This window comes from Microvirga sp. 2YAF29 (assembly GCF_052114605.1).
GTDB lineage: Bacteria > Pseudomonadota > Alphaproteobacteria > Rhizobiales > Beijerinckiaceae > Microvirga.
In genome coordinates this window covers 205,840-224,861 of the sequence record NZ_JBFRFB010000006.1, presented here as the reverse complement: position 1 = coordinate 224,861, position 19,022 = coordinate 205,840, and the positions used below count along the sequence as shown (strand labels likewise).

At 63.1% G+C, this 19,022-nt stretch carries 16 protein-coding genes; 12 read left to right on the top strand and 4 right to left on the bottom strand.

Annotation, left to right across the window (positions count from 1 at the left end):
• Window positions 1–22: 22 nt before the first annotated feature.
• The 3 genes from AB4Y85_RS10615 to AB4Y85_RS10605 form a co-directional block, all read right to left on the bottom strand.
• Window positions 23–517, bottom strand: coding sequence for a Fur family transcriptional regulator (locus AB4Y85_RS10615; RefSeq protein WP_441984858.1), 495 nt, complete (start codon window positions 515–517; stop codon window positions 23–25).
• 164 nt (window positions 518–681) lie between these two features.
• Window positions 682–1,338 (bottom strand): class I SAM-dependent methyltransferase, encoded by a 657-nt coding sequence (locus AB4Y85_RS10610; RefSeq protein WP_441984857.1) that lies wholly within the window; start codon window positions 1,336–1,338, stop codon window positions 682–684.
• Window positions 1,335–2,486, bottom strand: a complete 1,152-nt coding sequence (locus AB4Y85_RS10605; protein ID WP_441984856.1) for a glycosyltransferase family 4 protein — start codon at window positions 2,484–2,486, stop codon at window positions 1,335–1,337. The genes AB4Y85_RS10610 and AB4Y85_RS10605 overlap by 4 nt, the downstream gene beginning before the upstream one ends.
• Before the next feature lie 105 nt (window positions 2,487–2,591).
• Between AB4Y85_RS10605 and AB4Y85_RS10600 the strand changes: the two genes are divergently transcribed.
• The 5 genes from AB4Y85_RS10600 to cydB all read left to right on the top strand — a co-directional run bounded on the left by AB4Y85_RS10600 (window position 2,592) and on the right by cydB (window position 7,125).
• Window positions 2,592–2,918 (top strand): SemiSWEET family sugar transporter, encoded by a 327-nt coding sequence (locus AB4Y85_RS10600; RefSeq protein WP_441984855.1) that lies wholly within the window; start codon window positions 2,592–2,594, stop codon window positions 2,916–2,918.
• A gap of 44 nt (window positions 2,919–2,962) precedes the next feature.
• Entirely contained in the window at window positions 2,963–4,126 is a 1,164-nt protein-coding gene (locus tag AB4Y85_RS10595; protein WP_441984925.1) for a DNA topoisomerase IB, read from the top strand.
• A gap of 59 nt (window positions 4,127–4,185) precedes the next feature.
• Window positions 4,186–4,521 (top strand): hypothetical protein, encoded by a 336-nt coding sequence (locus AB4Y85_RS10590; RefSeq protein ID WP_441984854.1) that lies wholly within the window; start codon window positions 4,186–4,188, stop codon window positions 4,519–4,521.
• Between the two features lie 102 nt (window positions 4,522–4,623).
• Window positions 4,624–6,063 (top strand): cytochrome ubiquinol oxidase subunit I, encoded by a 1,440-nt coding sequence (locus AB4Y85_RS10585; protein ID WP_441984853.1) that lies wholly within the window; start codon window positions 4,624–4,626, stop codon window positions 6,061–6,063.
• A 12-nt stretch (window positions 6,064–6,075) separates the two neighbouring features.
• Window positions 6,076–7,125, top strand: a complete 1,050-nt coding sequence (cydB, locus tag AB4Y85_RS10580; RefSeq protein ID WP_441984852.1) for a cytochrome d ubiquinol oxidase subunit II — start codon at window positions 6,076–6,078, stop codon at window positions 7,123–7,125.
• A gap of 135 nt (window positions 7,126–7,260) precedes the next feature.
• On the opposite strand, the gene AB4Y85_RS10575 is transcribed toward cydB, so the two are convergent.
• Window positions 7,261–8,094, bottom strand: coding sequence for a hypothetical protein (locus AB4Y85_RS10575; RefSeq protein ID WP_441984851.1), 834 nt, complete (start codon window positions 8,092–8,094; stop codon window positions 7,261–7,263).
• A gap of 414 nt (window positions 8,095–8,508) precedes the next feature.
• Here AB4Y85_RS10575 and AB4Y85_RS10570 point away from each other — a divergent pair, with 414 nt between their 5' ends.
• From AB4Y85_RS10570 to AB4Y85_RS10540, 7 genes are all read left to right on the top strand, one after another.
• Window positions 8,509–10,296: a type I secretion system permease/ATPase gene (locus AB4Y85_RS10570; protein ID WP_441984850.1), complete on the top strand. Its 1,788-nt coding sequence runs from the start codon at window positions 8,509–8,511 to the stop codon at window positions 10,294–10,296.
• Window positions 10,297–11,622, top strand: a complete 1,326-nt coding sequence (locus AB4Y85_RS10565) for an HlyD family type I secretion periplasmic adaptor subunit (protein ID WP_441984849.1) — start codon at window positions 10,297–10,299, stop codon at window positions 11,620–11,622.
• A gap of 250 nt (window positions 11,623–11,872) precedes the next feature.
• Window positions 11,873–14,107 carry an alpha,alpha-trehalose-phosphate synthase (UDP-forming) gene (locus AB4Y85_RS10560; protein ID WP_441984848.1) on the top strand — a complete coding sequence of 745 codons (2,235 nt, stop codon included), beginning with the start codon at window positions 11,873–11,875 and terminating at the stop codon, window positions 14,105–14,107.
• A gap of 31 nt (window positions 14,108–14,138) precedes the next feature.
• Entirely contained in the window at window positions 14,139–14,879 is a 741-nt protein-coding gene (otsB, locus tag AB4Y85_RS10555; protein WP_441984847.1) for a trehalose-phosphatase, read from the top strand.
• Window positions 14,880–14,884: 5 nt separating this feature from the next.
• Complete coding sequence (locus AB4Y85_RS10550) at window positions 14,885–16,696, top strand: glycoside hydrolase family 15 protein (RefSeq protein ID WP_441984846.1); 1,812 nt, start codon at window positions 14,885–14,887, stop codon at window positions 16,694–16,696.
• Window positions 16,697–16,734: 38 nt separating this feature from the next.
• Window positions 16,735–17,733: a glucokinase gene (locus AB4Y85_RS10545; protein ID WP_441984845.1), complete on the top strand. Its 999-nt coding sequence runs from the start codon at window positions 16,735–16,737 to the stop codon at window positions 17,731–17,733.
• A 91-nt stretch (window positions 17,734–17,824) separates the two neighbouring features.
• Window positions 17,825–18,940, top strand: coding sequence for a succinylglutamate desuccinylase/aspartoacylase family protein (locus tag AB4Y85_RS10540; protein ID WP_441984844.1), 1,116 nt, complete (start codon window positions 17,825–17,827; stop codon window positions 18,938–18,940).
• The last annotated feature ends 82 nt before the right edge of the window (window positions 18,941–19,022 follow it).

Genomic DNA, 19,022 nt, shown 5'->3' with positions numbered 1-19,022 from the left:
GGCGGAAAGATACTTCTTCAGGTCAGCAATGGGAGCAGCGGCCGGTGATTTCCAGGGCCTTGGCGTGCGAGGAGAAACTGTGCTGCTTCAGAAGGCTGGACAGGGTGTGGGCGATCTCGGGGGAGGGGATGTCCGTGACCTCGCCGCACCCCTCGCAGATCAAGAAGGCGTGGGTGGCGCTGCCCGGCTCCCCATCCTGGGCGACATAGGCGTTCAGGCTGGCGATGCGATGGGCCAGGCCCTGCTCGATCAGGAAGTCGAGGGCGCGATAAACGGTGATCGGGGCGATCTTGCGCCCTTGCGGCGCGACAAGCGCGGCCAGATTGTAAGCGCCGAGAGGCTTCGAGGCCATGTGAAGCGCTTCAAGGACCCGGCGGCGGATCGGCGTCAGGCGGGCGCGCTGAGCTTTACAAGCCTCTTCAGCCTGGGAGAGACTTTTCGCAACGTTCTCCGGAATGCGGATCGATTTTGCGGGTTCGCGAAGATTCGATGAACGATCGACGACAGGCTGAGTCATGAGAGTGCTCTGAATCTGACGGCCACAAATGGAAAGGGATAGAATTCAACGATGAGGCAGAACGGCCTGCTTTTAATGAGATAGTTTATATCGGAACATAATCAACCCGAAGCTTTGCAAAATGCAGACGGCAATTTCGCCACATGTGAAGAATATAGGCAGATCTATGCTTCGGAGTGACGAAAACGCCAGACGCCGGTCTTCTTGATCTCGGCGTCTTCAAGGGTCCGAGTCACTGGCACCTCATAGAGACAAAGCTGCTCGAGCTTGTCCTTGGGCAGATAGCTGCGCCCCGGATCGCCGATAAGAACGGCGGCGCCTCTCCGGCTCAGGGCGAAGAGCCAATCCGTGACCTGCTCGGCCAGATCGCGCTCGTAGCAGATGTCGCCCGCAAGCACCGTATCCCAGCCCTCGTCGCGGCCGATCAGGTTGGCCTGCACGGGAGTGACCGTCACGCCATTGGCCTCGGCATTGAGACCGATGGCGGCAATGGCGAAGGAATCGATGTCGCAGGCCAGCACCTCCGCCGCGCCCGCCTTCATGGCCGCGATGGCGACGAGGCCGGAGCCTGAGGCGAAATCCAGAACGCGCTTGCCGCGCACAGTCTCAGGATTGTCGAGGATATAGCGGGCGAGCGCCTGCCCGCCGGCCCAGGCAAAGGCCCAGAAAGGCGGCGGCAGGCCGATCTCACCGAGCTCTTCCTCCGTCCGCTGCCAGAGCTCCGTCGCCTCGTCGGCCGCATGCAGGGAGAGTTCCGGTGTGTGCGGAACCGGCAGAAGCCGGGTTTCAGTGCGGATGAAGGCAGCCGGGTCCTTGATCATGATCGCAGCAGGGAGGTGTAGAGCCGCTTTAGGTCATCCATCACATGGCGCTCCGTGAAGCCCTCGAGCACGCGGGCCCGCGCCGCCTCACCCATGCGGGCCACATGGTTGGGTTCGGAGGCCAGATTGAGCAGAGCCTCTGACAACGCATCCGCGTTGTCCGGCGCCACCACGAACCCTTCCGAGCCGTCGCGGACCAGGGCGCGGCAGCCGGGCACATCGGTGGTGAGAATGGCACGGCCGCAGGCGGCGGCTTCCAGCAAGGTGCGAGGCAGGCCCTCGCCGCCGCGCGAGGGCAGGCAGGCGACATGATGATCGCGCCAGACGGCGGCCACATCCCGCGTCGGCCCGTGCCAGGAAATGCCGGGCTCGGCGGCCCAGCTTTTCAGGGTGTCTTCCGGAATGGCCTTGGGGTTCGAGGGGTCGGGCGCACCATAGAGCGACAGCTCCACATCCGCGCCTTTCGCGCGCGCGGACTTCACCGCCTCGACCGCCAGGTCGATGCCCTTGGACCAGAGCATGCGGGCGACGACGGCTACCCTCAAGGGTGGCTGCGGGGGAAGCGGGGCGGGCTGAAGAAGCTCCGGATCGATGCCCGCGCCGCCCACGATGGTGACGTTCGAGGCATTGGGGTCGAGCCCCAGCAGCTTGGGATCGTCGGGGTTCTCGAAAAGATAGCGCGTCCTGGACGTCGCGAGCCCGCGCACCAGCAGGCGCACGGCGCGCTGGGACCAGCGGCCGACGAAGTCTGTCCTGGCTCCGAGAAAACCAAGGCCCGTCAACGCATAGACCCGCCCTCCGACACCGGCCATGGAGGCGGCGAAGCCTCCGACCAGGATGCTCTTGAGCGCGATGCAATGAACGATATCGGCCTTCTCGTCCTTCAGGATCGCGGCGAGTTGGCCTGCGGCATAGCCGGCGGCCATGGGGTTGAGGCTGCGCCGCTCCGCCTCCAGGGGGATCACCTTCGCGCCCGTCGCCTCGATGGCTTCGCGATGGGTACGCACCCGGGTGACCACGCTCACATCAAGCCCCAGCTCCCGCGCAGCCCTGGCCATGGGCAGGAAATGCGACACGAAGAACCAGTCCTCGGTGACGATGAAGACGAGCTTGCGGCCCTGGGTTTCAGGAAGGGAGGTCAACGACAAGGGATCATCCGGTTGAAAGAGACTCTGCTCTTCTAGCTGTGGCGGCAGGGAGAGGGAACCACCCTTTTCCCCATCCGTTGCCGTGGCCTGACGATGGAGACACGTATGAATGAATGGCTTCCGACGATCCTGGCGACGGTTGCCGGCATCCTGTCCACGGCAAGCTTCGTGCCGCAGGTGCTCAAGGCCTGGAGGGAGCGGGACACAGCGGCCATCTCCAAGCGCATGTACATTGTCACCGTCACGGCCTTCACGCTCTGGTCCAGCTACGGCTTCCTGATCGGCAACATGCCGCTCATCGTGTTCAACCTGCTGAGCCTGTGTTTGAGCGGAACGATCCTGGCGCTCAAGATCCGCAACGACCGGCAGGAAGCGAGAGGCGAGGGCGCGTCCTCGTCACGCAGGGAACCGGGGGTCGTCTCCTCTGGTTGACGTTCTGCTCTTCATTCAGGGCGAGCCATCTTGCAAGGCGAACCATCTTGTCCGATTCAAACAGTACCGATGTCGTCGATCCCCGCGATGCCGCTGAGACGGCGGGGCTTCTCTACGTGTCAGACGAGGAGCCTGGCATCAGGCGCAGGAAGTCCGGCAAGGGCTTCACCTATCTGCGCTCCGACGGCAAGAAGGTCGAGGACGAGGCCGTCTTGAAACGCATCAGGTCGCTCGCCATTCCGCCCGCCTACACGGATGTGTGGATCTGCACCAAGGCGAACGGCCACATCCAGGCAACGGGCCGCGATGCGAAGGGCCGCAAGCAATACCGCTACCATCCCGCTTTCCGCGAGGCGCGGGAGAGCACGAAATACGAGCATATGCTGGAATTCGCGGCGGGTCTCCCGGCGATCCGCAAGTCCATCGACGAGCATATGAGCCTGCGCGGCTTAGCCCGCGAGAAGGTGCTCGCAACCGTCGTGCATCTTCTCGAAAACACGCTTATCCGCGTCGGCAACGAGGATTACGCCAAGCAGAATAAGAGCTATGGCCTCACCACCCTGCGCGACCCGCATGTGAAGGTGAATGGCGGCGAGCTGCGGTTTCAGTTCAAGGGCAAGAGCGGCAAGACCTGGAAGTTGCAGGTCAAGGATCGCCGCGTCGCCAAGATCGTAAAGGCCTGCCAGGATCTGCCGGGCCAGGACCTGTTCCAATATCTCGACGAGAACGGCGAGCGGCAATCGATCACCTCGTCGGACGTAAACGCCTATTTGAAGGAGATCACCGGGCGCGACATTACCGCGAAGGATTTCCGGACATGGGCGGGCACGGTGCTGGCGACCCTGGCGCTTTCCGAATTCGAGCAGTTCGACAGCGAGGCGAAAGCCAAGAAGAACATCCGCGCGGCCATCGAGGAAGTGTCGTCACGCCTCGGCAACACGCCGACCATCTGCCGCAAATGCTATGTGCATCCGGAGGTCTTCTCCTGCTATCTCGATGGCGATCTGCTGCTGGAGATCAAGAACAAGGTCGAGACGGAGTTGCGCGAAGACTTGGCCTCCTTGAGACCGGAAGAGGCAGCGGTGCTCACGCTCCTACAGGAACGCCTGTCCCGCGAGGTCAGGAAGCAGGAGAAGGCAAAGCCTGCGAAGAAGCGCGGTGTCTCAACCCGAAGGCAGAGCAAGGCGCAGCCCGAGGCGCGTGTCTGAGATATCTTGACCAAGCCTTCACGCTTGTGCTCCATCGCGCGCATGTCGCCGAGGATTTCATGCGCCGCCTGTCCCTTTTGATTATATCCAGCACCGTCATCGCTTTCGGAATAGCTCCGGGCCATGCGCAGGATCGCCCCGGGAAGAGCTGGGTCGAAGTTAAGTGCGAGCGTTACAAGAATGCCTGGGCGGAAGCGCTGAAACGGCGCGGCACGCAGGGTATCGGGCAGGAATTCCTGGAGCGCCATGACGCCTTTCTCGCGTCCGGCTGCACGGCGCAAGGCAGTGTTTGCCCTCGCTCTACCGAAGAATTCGACCTCGCCAACATGATGGTCGTCGCAGCCATGAACGCAGGCACGGCAAGCACTTTCCCGCCCTTCTCCTGCCGGAAGTGACGGCTCTCGATCCCGAATTGCAGATTTAAGCGGCGTAGCCGCCTCTTGGTTTCATGCCGCAACTGCCCTAAAAGCACGGGGGTAGGTTGAAGGGGAAGCGGTATGGAACTTGACGCCCTGATGCTGTCGCGCATCCAGTTTGCGTTCACGATAGCCTTCCACATCATCTTCCCGGCCTTCACCATCGGCCTCGCGAGCTGGCTCGCGGCCCTTGAGTTCAACTGGCTCCGCACGGGCAACCCGCTCTACCGCAATCTCTACCGGTTCTGGGTGAAGGTCTTCGCGGTATCCTTCGGCCTCGGCGTCGTGTCGGGCATCGTCATGAGCTACCAGTTCGGCACCAACTGGTCGCGGTTTTCGGAAATCGCCGGAAACGTGGTGGGGCCGCTGATGGCCTATGAGGTGCTGACCGCCTTCTTCCTCGAAGCGTCCTTCCTCGGCATCATGCTCTTCGGCTGGGAGCGCGTCGGCAACCGGCTGCATTTCTTTGCAACCTGCATGGTGGCTTTGGGTACGCTGATCTCGGCCTTCTGGATCCTCTCCGTGAACTCCTGGATGCAGACGCCGGTCGGATTTGCCATCGAGAACGGCAAGATGGTGCCGGACGATTGGTTCGAGATCGTCTTCAATCCATCCTTCCCCTTGCGCTACGTGCATATGGTGATGGGCTGCTACATCACGACGGCCTTCGCGGTGGCCGGCATGTCGGCCTGGATGCTGCTGCGCCATCCTCACGATGCGCCGGAGGCGAAGCTCGCCGCCTCGCGCCGTTCCATGTCGATGGCGCTCTGGTTCGCCGCGATCTTCGTGCCGGTGCAGATCGTCATCGGAGACCTGCACGGCCTCGGCGTGCTCAAATATCAGCCGACGAAGCTTGCGGCGATCGAGGGCAACTGGAACCGCATGGACAACATGCCCCTGCGCCTTTTCGCAATCCCCGACGAGGTCAACGAGACGAACCGTTTCGAGATCGCGATTCCGAAGATCGGCAGCTGGGTTCTGACCCATGCCTTCGACGGCGTGGTGCCGGGGCTCAAGGATGTTCCGCCCGATGAGCGCCCGCCGGTCTGGCCGGTGTTCTTTTCGTTCCGCATCATGGTCGGCCTCGGTTTCGCCATGCTGGGCATCGGCCTGTGGAGCCTCTATCTGCGCTACAGGGGCACGCTGTTCACCAACAGGACTTTCCTCACCGCCACCATGATCATGACTCCCTCGGGTTTCGGCGCGGTGCTGTTCGGCTGGTTCACGGCGGAGATCGGCCGTCAGCCCTATGTGGTCTACGGACATTTGCGCACGGCGGATGCGGTGTCGCCGGTTGCGGCGGGCGCGGTCGGCGCGTCGCTCGTCACCTTCATGGTCGTCTATGCCTTCGTGTTCGGCTTCGGCTCGTATTACCTCGCCAAGCTCCTGCGGCGCGGCCCCGACCCGATCGAGCAGATGCCGGACGAGGACGATCCCCGCAGGAAGGCCAAGCGCCCGTTCTCCGTGACGGACGAAGGCCTGGAAGGCGAGCCTAGGCATCAGGCGCAGCTGACACGGTAGGAGGCGAGAAGCATGTTCGGTTTCGGAATGCAGTATGAAGGTCTCGCTTTCTGGCTGCCGCTGATCTGGGCCGGTCTGATCGCGGTCGCGGTGGCCATGTATGTGGTCGTCGATGGCTTCGATCTCGGCGTCGGCATTCTCTTCAAGGCGGCGAAAAGCGACAATTGGCGCGACCGGATGATGTTTTCGGTGGCGCCCATCTGGGACGGCAACGAGACGTGGCTCATTCTCGGCGGCGGCGGGCTCTTCGCGGTCTTCCACATTGCCTACGCGGTGATGATGCCGGCGCTCTACGTGCCGATCACGCTCATGCTGATCGCGCTCATCTTTCGCGGCGTCGCCTTCGAGTTTCGCTTCAAGTCGGACCGCTCGAAGTTTTTGTGGGACAACGCCTTCTTCTTCGGCTCTCTCGCCGCGACGTTCTTCCAGGGCATGGTGCTCGGCGCCTTCGTGCAGGGCTTCTCGACGGATGGACGCCAGTTCACCGGCGGCACTTTCGATTTCCTGACGCCGTTCAGCGTGCTCACCGGCATCAGCCTGATCTTCGGCTACGGGCTTCTCGGCGCCACCTGGTGCGTGATGAAGACCACCGGAGAGCTGGAAATTTGGGCGCGGCGCGTGGCGGTGCGGTTCCTGATCGCAACCGTCATCTCCATGGCGATCGTGTCCGCCTGGGTGCCTTTCCTCGGCAGGCAGATCGAGACGCGCTGGTTCACCTGGCCCAACATCGCGTTTCTCGCGCCGATTCCGCTGATCACGGCCTATGTAGCCTATCGTCTGTTCCGCGATCTGGAGGAGGGGCGGCATGTGCGGCCGTTCTTCCTGACTATTGCCATGTTCCTGCTCGGTTATCTCGGCCTCGGCGTCAGCCTGTTTCCCTACCTCGTGCCGCCGAGCCTGACGATCTGGGACACGGCGAACACGGTGAAATCTCAGCTCTTCGCGCTGGTCGGTTTCGCCATCGTGCTGCCGATCACCTTCGCCTACACGGCTTATGCCTATTACGTGTTCCGCGGAAAGGTGGATGAGGAGATCAAGGGCGGCGGATACGGGTATCACTGATGCGGGCCGCGCCGCAGCAGCCGGGTGGAGGGCGCGTCAAGCGCCTCCTCTGGTTCGTCTTCATCTACGTGGCGAGCCTCGCCGTTTTCGCGGCGCTGGTCTACGGGCTCAGGTGGACCATTCCCCGCTGAAGGCTCAACGGTAGGTGCCGATGAAGCCCTTGTCGGTCAGAACCACCCAGCGTGCGCCGCGACGCTCGATGGATTCCACGCGGCCGACGCCGGGAATGACGCCGCCGGGCATGACCTCGTAAAGCCGCCGGTTGCGGCTCTCCACGAGGGCGGACCCGTTATAGACCTCACGCAGAACCCACCCGTCCACCGGCTCGGTCTTCCGGGTGCTCTCCGGGGCCGCAGCAGCTGCCGCCGCCGTGACAGCCGGCTTGGCGCTGAGGCTGTTCAGGGTCGTCGTGATCTGCCCCTCGAACTTGTCGAACCGCGCTTCGATGGCGGAGAGCTTCTTACCGGGCTCCTGCAGGGCGATGGTTAGACGCTCCACCTTCTCGGTGAGCTTGGCCTGATCGGTGGCGGAGGCGGTCGAGGCGGTGTGACTGACGTCCTTGTAGGAAGCCATCGTACCCTTTAGCGACTCAAGGTCGCTGGTGAGGCGGGCCAGAACCTCCTGGCTGCGGGCCGTCTCCATCGCCAGGCGCTCGATAGCCTCTTGGTTGCCGAGGGTTCCCATGTAGGAGGCGAACCAGCCCGCGCCGATCAGGACGACCGCGGTCGCAGCATGTGCGAAATGATACATCAAAGTGGGTCGGGACTTGGGTATAAGATGAAGGGTCGATGGTTCGGCCGCCGTGACGGGAGCAACCAAGGGAACAGGCTTCAAACCGGCTCTCGCGCTTCTGATCGCCTCTTCCAGAGCAGCATTTGCCGCAGGGTCGATCTGGATAGCGCTTGCAGGTGATTCCGCTGCGTTCTCTGCGGAAGCGGCAGGGGCCTGAAGGCTGTCATTCTTTTCCATAATGCGACCTCATTTGTCGGTCACATCCGCTTAACTATAAATATTTACCGAAGCGTTACCTTTAAGAATATCGCATTCCGTTACGGCACAGTTAAGTGCCTACCCAAATGTATAGTAAGAAAATTTACTTCTGCGTTGAGCGAGTCTTTTTATTGACATAGTTACACTGGATAGGGTTACTAAAGAGGATGGCGTAACGGAATGCGCCGACTTCGGGGGCATCTTTAATCCGTAAGAACTGTGGGAATTTTCCACCTTAATCCGGCAGTTTCCTGCTAGGATGCCTTGCGGTCCAAAGCCCGACATCGAAACCGTCGCAAGACGGGTAACCTCATGCTAGGATATATTCTTGCATGATGGTACTGCAACTCGACGATGGGTTCGCGAACATGATCCATCGATGGAAAGAAGAAAATGAAGCAGGCATCGAGAAATCGGGAAGACAGCACAGAGGTCCAAGACGCTCTTAAATCGTGTTTTCCGTCCTTCACCGGCGTCGCGGTCTTTTCGGCCGTAGTCAACATCCTGGCCCTGACGGGCTCCATCTATATGCTTCAGGTCTATGACCGAGTGCTGTCGAGCCGGAGCATCCCGACTCTCATCGGCCTCTCGCTCATCACCCTGGCGGCCTACGCCCTCTCGGGTGGCCTCGACATGCTGCGCGGCAAGATGCTGGCGCGCATCGGCGCCCGGTTCGACGAAATTCTGGCCCCTCGCGTGTTCGACCTCGTAGCCACCATGCCTCTGAAGGGCGCCAAGGCTGCCGAGAGCATGCAGCCGATTCGCGACGTGGACACGATCCGCGGGTTCCTGTCGGGCCTCGGCCCCACAGCGCTCTTCGACATGCCGTTCATGCCGATCTTCCTTATCGGCTGCTTCATGATCCACCCCTGGGTCGGCGTCATGTCCGTCTTCGGTGGTATCTGCATCATCATCCTGACCATCTATACGGACGCTAAGAGCAAGGCCCCCTCCTACGAGGTGACCAAGAGCGGCGCCGAGCGTCATGCCATGGCCGAGACGAGCCGCCGCAACGCGGAAGCCATCCGCGCGCTGGGCATGCTCGGCTTCCTCGCCAAGCGCTATGACGAGGTGCATGTGCGCCACGTCAATGACGGCCTGGCCGCCAGCGAATCCTCCGCCGGCATCAGCGCCTTCGCCAAGGTGTTCCGCATGGTTCTCCAGTCGGGCATCCTGGGCCTCGGCGCCCTGCTCGTGATCGAAGGTCAGATGTCGGGCGGTCTCATGATCGCGGGTTCGATCCTCATGTCCCGTGCGCTTGCGCCCATCGAGATCGCGGTCGCCCACTGGAAGGGCTTCACCGCCTCCCGCCAGGCCTATCGCCGCCTGCAGCACATCATGTCGATCGTGCCCGCTCAGGGTAAGCGCATGCCGCTGCCCGGCCCGAAGCAGGGCCTGTCTGTCGAAGACATCTATGTCGGTCCTCCCGGCTCGACACAGCCGGTCGTCCAGGGCGCCGCGCTCCAGCTCCAGGCTGGCCAGGGCCTCGGCCTGATCGGACCCAGCGCCTCCGGAAAGTCCACTCTCGCCCGTGCCCTCGTCGGTGTGTGGCCGACCCTGCGCGGCGAGATCCGCCTCGATGGCGCCGCCCTCGATCAGTGGGAACCTGACCACCTAGGCCCGCACATCGGCTACCTGCCGCAGGATGTGGAGCTGTTCGAAGGCACCGTTGCGGAGAACATCTCACGCTTCAAGCCGAACGCGAAGCCCGAGGACGTTATCGCTGCGGCCAAGACCGCCGGCGCCCACGAGCTCGTCCTCAACCTGCCGGACGGCTACGATACGAAAATCGGCGAAAGCGGCGCGTCCCTCTCGGGCGGTCAGCGCCAGCGCGTCGCCCTGGCCCGCGCCCTCTTCGGCAACCCGTTCCTGGTCGTGCTCGACGAGCCGAATGCCAGCCTTGACGGCGCCGGCGACGAGGCTCTCAACCAGGCGATCCTCGCGGTTCGCCAGCGCGGCGGCATCGTCGTCGTCATCACTCACCGCCCGGCCGCTCTCGGCCAGGTCGATCAGGTCGCCATCATGGAAGAGGGCCGCATCAAGGCCTTCGGCCCGCGGGACGAGGTCCTGCAGGGCGTGATGAAACGCAATACGGCTCCGGCCCAGGCTCCGACAGTGCGTCCGCAGCAGGCCTCGGCAGCAGCGCAGGCGCAGGCTTCCAGCCTGCGGGAGGTTGGTTAAATGTTGGTCCTTCCCACTCAAGCCCCGAAGCCCACGCTGCATCAGCAGGTTCTTCGTCAGTCCACCATCGTCGGCATCTCCATGATCGCCTTGTTTGCCGGCACCATCGGCCTCTGGGCCGCGACGTCCACCCTCTCGGGTGCCGTGGTCGCGGGCGGTCAGTTCGTCGTCGACAACAGCGTCAAGAAGATCCAGCACTCCACCGGCGGCATCGTCGGCGAGCTGAAGGTGAAGGAAGGCGAGCGCGTCAAGGAAGGTGACCTCCTGGTCCGCCTCGACGAGACGCTGACCCGCGCCAACCTCCAGGTGGTCTCCAAGCAGCTCGACGAGTATCTGGGCCGCTCAGCGCGCCTTGAAGCGGAGCGCGATGGCGTAAGCGAAATCCAGCTGCCGGTCGAGTTCACGGATCGCCTCAACGAGCCGGCCGTTCGGAAGATCGTGTCTTCCGAGCGCACCCTGTTCGACGCACGCCGTGCGGCCCGTGACGCGCAGAAGGACCAGCTCAAGAAGCGCATTGCCCAATCGCAGGACGAGATCAACGGCCTGAAGGCACAGCAGGCCGCCAAGGCCCGCGAGGCCGAGCTGATTGTCGAAGAGCTCAAGGGCGTCCGCGAGCTCTATCAGAAGAACCTGGTGCAGCTGCCCCGCCTGAACGCCCTCGAGCGTGACGCCGCGAGCATCGAAGGCCAGCGCGGCCAGCTGATCGCCGCCGTCGCACAATCGCAGAGCCGCATCGCCGAGACCGAGTTCCAGATCATCCAGATCGACGAGCAGATGCGCGCCGAGGCGATGCAGGAACTGCGCGAGATGCAGGGCAAGGTGGCAGAATACACTGAGCGCAAGGTGGCCGCCGAAGACCAGCTCAAGCGCACGGATCTCCGTGCGCCGAGCGACGGCTACGTGCACCAGCTGAACGTTCACACGATCGGCGGCGTCATTTCACCGGCCGAGCCTGTGATGCTGATCGTTCCCACGAACGATAAGCTCCAGCTCGAAGCCAAGGTGATGCCGAACGATATCGATCAGGTGAAGTTCGGGCAGAAGGCCACGGTGAAGGTCCATGCTTCGAATGCCCGCATGATCCCCGACCTGCACGGCACCGTCAGCCGTATCTCGGCCGACGTCTCCCGTGATCAGCAGACCGGCGTGTCCTTCTATACGATCCGCGTGGATCTACCTGGGGAGGAGATCAAGCGCCTGGAAAACCTGCACCTCATCGCAGGCATGCAGGCCGAGGTCTTCGTCGAGGTGAACGAGCGCACTCCGTTCGAATATTTCTTCAAGCCCATGCAGGAACAGATCGCCCGCGCCTTCCGCGAGCATTGATCTCTCGCTTCAGGGATTTCAAACCAGACGCCGTCGGCAGAAATGCCGGCGGCGTTTTTATTTTCCATGCACTACCAGCAATTTAGCCCTGTATCAGACCGATGGAACCTGGAAACTTGCCGCCGGGAACCCATAAACAGTGGCGGACGCCGCCTTCCCCTCCCGGTGTCCGGGCGTAAAGCGAAACTTCGAGGCTGACCGGGAGTTGAAGCTTAGCCGTTCAAGACAGAAATCTTGAGGACATAGAGGTTTGAGAATCATCTTTCGATTTGGCGGCATCGCGTTGCTGGTAGCCGCCATTGTCATTCTAGCCGTCCTGCCCTTCGCGACATCCTTTGTGGAGCAATGGACACGCCGGGACGTGGAATTGCGGGCCCGCCTGGTGTTCAACTCGGCCCGCGACCAGGTCGCCGGGCTCATCGCGCGCAACGACGGGCCCCGGATCGGGAATCTTTTCGAGCGTATCGCCTCGGATGAGCGGGTGCTGGCCATCGGCTATTGCGACGGCGACGAGCTGCGCTACCCGTCGCGCAACATGCCGTCGACTTTCACCTGCGACAAGGCGGCCCGCTCCAACACGGAAAGCTTCTCCTCCTTCAGCGGCGAGACGGGAGACATTCTGGTCAGCGCGTTCCCGCTGACCGTGCAGGGCCGCAAGGGGCACCTCGTCGTCCTGCACGACCTGACCTATTCCGACAGGCGCGGCGGAGAGGCGCGGAACTACCTGTTCCTGGCGCTGGCCGGGGTGGCCTTCGGCGCCGCCGCCTTGGCCGCCATGATCGCGGCCCTCATCATGCGGCGCTGGCTCGCCTCCATCCGCCAGGCCCTGGAGAGCGCCCGCTCCGGTACGGCAAGCACGCCCGAGCAGGAGAACATCATTCCGCTCGGCCAGGAAATCCGCGACGTGCTTCAGGAACTCGAAGCCTCGCGCCGCACCATCGACGCGGCTCATACCGATTGGAGCCCGGAGACGTTGCGCGCGGCGCTCGCGAACGAATTGTCGGGATCGGAAGTGATCGTGGTGTCGAACCGCGAGCCCTACATCCACAACAAGGCCGATGACGGGCGCATCACCCTGCAGATTCCCGCAAGCGGCCTCGTCTCCGCCCTCGAACCCGTGGTGCGCGCCTGTGGCGGCACATGGGTCGCCCATGGCAGCGGATCGGCGGACCGCGACGTGGTGGATTCTTCCGACCGTGTGCCGGTGCCGCCGAGCCATCCGTCCTACACGCTTCGCCGCGTCTGGCTGACAGACGAGGAGCAGGACGGTTATTATTACGGCGCGGCCAACGAGGGACTCTGGCCCTTGTGCCACATCGCCTTCGTGCGCCCGGTCTTCCGTGAGCAGGATTGGCAGTATTACCGGGCCGTGAACGAGAAATTCGCGGATGCCATCGTGGCGGAAGCCAAGCGCGAGGATCCGATCATCCTGGTTCAGGATTATCACTTCGCTCTGCTGCCGCGCATGATCCGCAACCGGCTGCCGCAGGCGACCATCGTGACCTTCTGGCACATCCCCTGGCCCAATGCGGAGACATTCGGCATCTGTCCCTGGCGCGAGGAGATCATCGACGGACTGCTTGGCTCGTCGATCCTCGGGTTCCACACGCAGGCCCATTGCAACAACTTCCTGGAGGCAGTGGACGTCTACGTAGAAAGCCGCATCGACCGCGAGCGCGACTCGGTCACCTTCGGCGGCGAGGAAACGCTGATCCGGCCCTACCCGATTTCCATCGAATGGCCGCCGACCGCGCTCGAAGGGCAACAGCCTGTCGAGGAGTGCAGGCGCGCGGTGCGCGAGCGGCTCGGCCTTCCGTTGGAGATGCGTGTCGGCGTGGGCATCGAGCGCTTCGACTACACGAAAGGCATTCTCGATCGCATGCAGGCCATCGATGCGCTGCTCGGGGAGCATCCCGAATGGCACGGCAATTTCTGCTTCATCCAGGTGGCGGCGCCCACGCGCAGCAAGCTCGCCAATTACCGACAGCTTCAGGAGGAAGCGGAGGCCTTGGCGCGCGACATCAACGAGCGCCATGGCAGCGAGGGGTATGAGCCGATCAAGCTGCTCATCCGCCATCATGAGCCCAACGAGGTCTTCGAATTGTTCCGCGCGGCGGATCTGTGCATCGTGTCGAGCCTGCACGACGGCATGAATCTCGTCGCCAAGGAATTCGTGGCGGCACGCGACGACGAAGAGGGCGTGCTCATTCTCTCCGCCTTCGCCGGCGCATCGCGCGAATTGTCGGAAGCCTTGATCGTGAATCCCTACAACGCCCATGCCATGGGCCAGGCCATCAACCGTGCGCTGACGATGCCGCAGGACGAGCAGCGCGAGCGCATGCGGCTGATGCGCGATCAGGTGAAGGAGCGCAATGTCTATCGGTGGGCGGGACAGATGCTGCTCGCCGCATCGCGCCTGCGCAAGCGGCAGCGCATCAAGCGCCTGATCGCATCGGGCAGGAGACGGGCGGCGGCCAATGCGTGAGTCTCAAGCTGTGAACTTTTCTGAGAGCTCATTGGATGATTCTTACGCGCTCTTCCTCGATTTCGACGGAACTCTCGTCGATATCGTGGAGCGTCCCGATGCCGTCGTCGTCGACCCCGTGCTTCCGGGCATTCTGACAAGATTGCAGGAGCGGCTGAACGGCGCAATTGCCATCATCAGCGGCAGGCCCGTGTCCTTTATCGATGATAGGCTGAAGCCTCATCTTTACGACATCGGGGGCCTGCATGGGCTGGAGCACCGCATCGCGGGCGAACTTCATCTGTGCGATCCGGAGGATCATCCGCAGTTGCGGCGCATGGTCGGGCGGCTGCATGAAGCCGTCGCCGGAAAAACAGGCGTGCTGATCGAGGACAAGGGCTGCTCGGTGGCGATCCACTGGCGGCTGGCGCCGCAGGAGAAGGATTTCGCCCTCGCGACGGCCCAGGCTGCCGTCGAGGCATTGGGCAGCGAGTATCGCCTGCAGCACGGCAAGGCCGTGGCCGAAATCCTCCCCTCGGCGGCGGGCAAAGGCAAGGTGATCGAGCGCTTCCTGCACGAGACGCCCTACAAAGGCCGCAAGCCTATTTTTGTCGGTGACGACTTGACCGACGAGAACGGATTCAAGACCGTAAACGCCCATGGAGGCCTGTCCGTCCGCATCGGCGCGGGCGAGACGGTCGCCAAGGTTCGCCTGGGAACGCCTGCCGATTTGCGACATTGCCTGTCCATGTGGGCTTTCGAGGGCGCCCTTCCTTTCACGATGGATGATTGACGAAAATGAGTTCCCTGGATCTTGCCGTGATCGGCAATTGCATGATCTCCGCCCTGATTGACCGCCGCGCGCAGATCGTCTGGAGCTGCTTTCCCCGTATCGACGGCGACCCGGTCTTCTCGGCCCTCCTCGATTGTCCCGAAGACCGTACGGATGAGGAGCAGCGCGGCGTTTTCGCCATCGACATGGTGGGCATGGTCAGCTGCGAGCAGAGCTATATCGAGAACACGGCCGTTCTTCTTTCCCGCATGACGGACTCTTACGGCAACATCGTCGAGGTTACGGACTTCGCGCCACGCTTCAAGCATTTCGACCGCACCTTCCGCCCGCCGATGCTGATCCGCCGCGTAACGCCGGTAAAGGGCCGTCCGCGCATCCGCGTGAGGTTGCGGCCTCATTACGATTGGGGTTCCTGCCCGCCCGAGATGACGCGAGGCAGCAATCACCTGCGTTTCGTCGGGCCCGATTATTCGCTGCGGCTCACCACCGACGCGCCGATCTCCTACGTACAGGACGAGCGCTTCTTCGTGGTCGAGCGTCCCCTGTCGTTCTTCTTCGGCGAGGACGAGCCTCTGCGCTCGGAGGCGGATTCCACCGCGCGCGAATTTCTCGACAGCACGGTCGGCTTCTGGCGCGATTGGGTGCGCTCGCTCTCGATCCCGTTCGACTGGCAGGAAGCGGTGATCCGCGCCGCCATCACGCTGAAGCTCTGCAACTACGAGGAGACGGGCGCCATCGTCGCGGCGCTCACCACCTCGGTGCCCGAGGCGCCCCACACCAAGCGTAACTGGGATTACCGCTATTGCTGGCTGCGTGACGCCTATTTCGTGATCCAGGCGCTCAACCGGCTCGGCACCACGAAGACGATGGAGGAATACCTCACCTACATCACCAACATCGTCGACGACATGGACGCTATCCCCAATCAAAAGGATATGCCGCCGCTCTTCAGCATCACGCGCTCGCCCGATCTGGAGGAGCGCGAGGCAACGGCGCTCGCGGGCTATCGCGGCATGGGGCCCGTGCGCGTGGGCAATGCGGCCTACACGCAGATCCAGAACGATGCCTATGGCAGCATCGTGCTGGCTTCCGTCCACGCCTTCCTCGACAAGCGCATGATCCGCCCCGTCGGCAACCGGGCCCTGTTCTCTCACTTGGAGAAGCTGGGGCAGCGCGCCATCGAAGTGTTCGACCAGCCCGACGCGGGACCGTGGGAGCTTCGCACCAAGGCGGCGGTTCACACCTTTCCGAGCGTGATGTGCTGGGCGGCCTGCGACCGGCTCACCAAGGTCGCGGTCGCCATGGGCCGCGAAGACCGCGCGGCCTTCTGGCGCGAGAACGCGGACCGGATGCACCACATCATCGATACGCGCGCCTATAACCCGGAGAAAGGCACCTTCGTCTCCTCTTTCGACGGTGAGGATCTGGATGCGACCCTGTTGCTCCTGTCCGAACTCAACTTCGTGAAGCCCGAAGACCCTCGCTTCATCGCGACGGTGGATGCGGTGGGCAAGTCACTGCGCCGGGGCGATCTTCTGCTGCGTTATGATGTGGAAGACGATTTCGGACTCATGCATACGGCTTTCATGATCTGCGGCTTCTGGTACGTGGATGCGCTCAACGCCATCGGGCGTAAGGAAGAGGCGAAAGAGTTGTTCGAGCACATTTTGAGCCTGCGCAACTCCTTCGGCCTCTTTTCCGAGGATGCCGACTTCACGACCGGCGAATTGTGGGGCAATTTCCCCCAGACCTATTCCATGGTGGGTCTCATCAATTCCGCCGTTCGCCTGAGCCGGAGTTGGGAAGAAGCTTTCTAAGGCTCCATTGAGGGCGGAAAGGGCGATAGGCTCTCTCGATGTATGCATTTCCTGTTCTGCTCGGGGATATCGGCGGCACCAATGCGCGCTTTGCCGTTCTGCCCGCGCCTGGAGAGCCTGTTCATCTTCTGCCGCGCACCCTGACGGCGCAGACGCCGAGCCCTGTGGAGGCGATCAGGATCGCCTTGGAGGGCTATGAGGGCGCAGCCCCCCGTTCCGCCATGATCGCGGTTGCGACCCGCGTGGACGCGCCGGCCATCCGCCTCACCAACGCCCATTGGATGATCGATGCCGAGGCCATCGGCAAGGCGCTGGGCCTCCAGCGTGTTTCCCTCGTCAACGATTATACGCCCGTCGCGGCTTCCGTAACTGTGTTGAGCGAAGAGCGCGGCGATCTCGCGCCCTTGGGCAATGTTGCGCCTGCCGGAAACGGCGCGCGCGTGGTGCTGGGTCCGGGCACGGGCCTTGGTGCTGGCGCCATCGTTCCGGTGGAGGACCGTTTCGCCATTCTCGCCACCGAGGCGGGGCACATGGAATTCGGCCCCGCGAACGAGGAAGAAACCGCCATGTGGCCGCATCTGGAGCGGCTCGACGGGCGGATTTCCGGTGAGGTCGTTCTGTCGGGTCCAGGGCTGTTCCGCATCGTGAAGGCGCTGGCCGCTCACCGATGCGTGGAGTGCCCCTTCACCCGCCCGAACGATGTGCTGGAGGCTGCTCGCCAGGGTGACGAATTGGCGAAGGGCGCGCTCGAATTGTTCTCCCGCTGGCTCGGCCGCTACGCGGGCGATCTCGCGCTCACCTTCGAATCCTCCGGCGGCGTCTTCATCGCGGGCGGCATCGCGCCACGCATGGTGGACATTCTCCAAAATGGCGGCTTCCGCGAGGCCTTCAACCGCAAAGCGCCGCATCGGGCCTGGGCGGAGAGGGTTCCGGCTTACGTCATCGTCAATCCCGAGCCTGCCCTGCAGGGCCTGGCTGCCCTGGTGACCAACCCGCAGCAATTCGTGTTCCAGTCGCAGGGATGGAGCGCGGCTTAAAAAGCGGGTTTGGTTTCTCTCCACACCGCTTTAAAGAGAAGGCGGCGCCGCGTTTTGGCAGGCGCTTGCCCGTATTCAGCTGCAAGCCATCATGAAAACAGAACAAATCGTCCTTTCGCCGCTCGCTCCCGGGGCGAACATCGCCCTCAATGTCCATCGCTTCGGCGAGCCCGGCGCGCGCCCTCTCATCTATATCCAGGCCGCTCTCCATGCGGATGAGATCCCCGGCATGATGGCGGCCCATCATCTGCGCGAGCGCCTGACCGCTTTGGAAGCGGAAGGCCGGATCAAGGGCGAGATCGTGCTGGTGCCCGTCGCCAATCCCATCGGTCTCGCACAGCGCGTGATGGGCAGCCATGTGGGCCGCTTCAATCTGGCGGACGGCATCAACTTCAACCGGGGCTATCCTTATCTCGTGCCGAAAGTGGCCGAGCGTGTCGAGGGGAAGCTGACGGACGACGCATCGGCGAATGTGGGCCTGATCCGCGAGGCCTTGCGCGCCGAGCTGGAGGCCTGGGTGACGGCCAATCCCACGGAAGTGCTGAAGAAGGCCCTGCTCGGCATGGCCATTCAGGCCGACATCGTCCTCGACATGCATTGCGACTCCGAGGCCGTCGAGCACCTCTACGCGCATACGCAATCGGCCGAGGAATTCGCTCCGCTCTCATGCCTCATCGGCGCAAAGGCCTACCTGCTGGCGGATGAATCGGGCGATGACCCGTTCGACGAGGCCTGCAGCCGTCCCTGGGCGGAGCTTGCCGAGCGGTTCAAGGATCATCCGATTCCCTTCTCCTGCCATTCCACGACCCTCGAATTCCGGGGCGAGCGGGATGTGAACCATGAACTCGGGCAGGCGGATGCGGGCGCGCTCATCGCTTACCTGACCCTGCGCGGGGTCATCGCGGGTGAAGCGCCCGGCATCCCGCAGGGGCTCTGCGAGGCGACGCCTCTGGCAGCCTCCGAGCCTGTCCCAGCACCCGCCACCGGCATCGTGGTGTTCCAGGCCGAACCGGGCGACCGGGTGAAGGCCGGGGACGTGATCGCCGAGATCGTTGATCCCGTGACAGGCACGGTGACGCAGGCCAAGTCTCCGACTGACGGGCTTATGTTCGCCAGGGTCTCCCTGCGCTTCGTCACGCAAGGTACGCGCCTCGCCAAGGTGGCGGGCACCAAGGCCAGCCGGTCTGGCAAGCTGCTCGGAGCCTGAAAAATCCAATAAAATCAAAAAGAAAGGCCGCTCCCGGGGAGCGGCCTTTCCATTGTCGGTTCCACGGCCCGTTAGAGCCGGT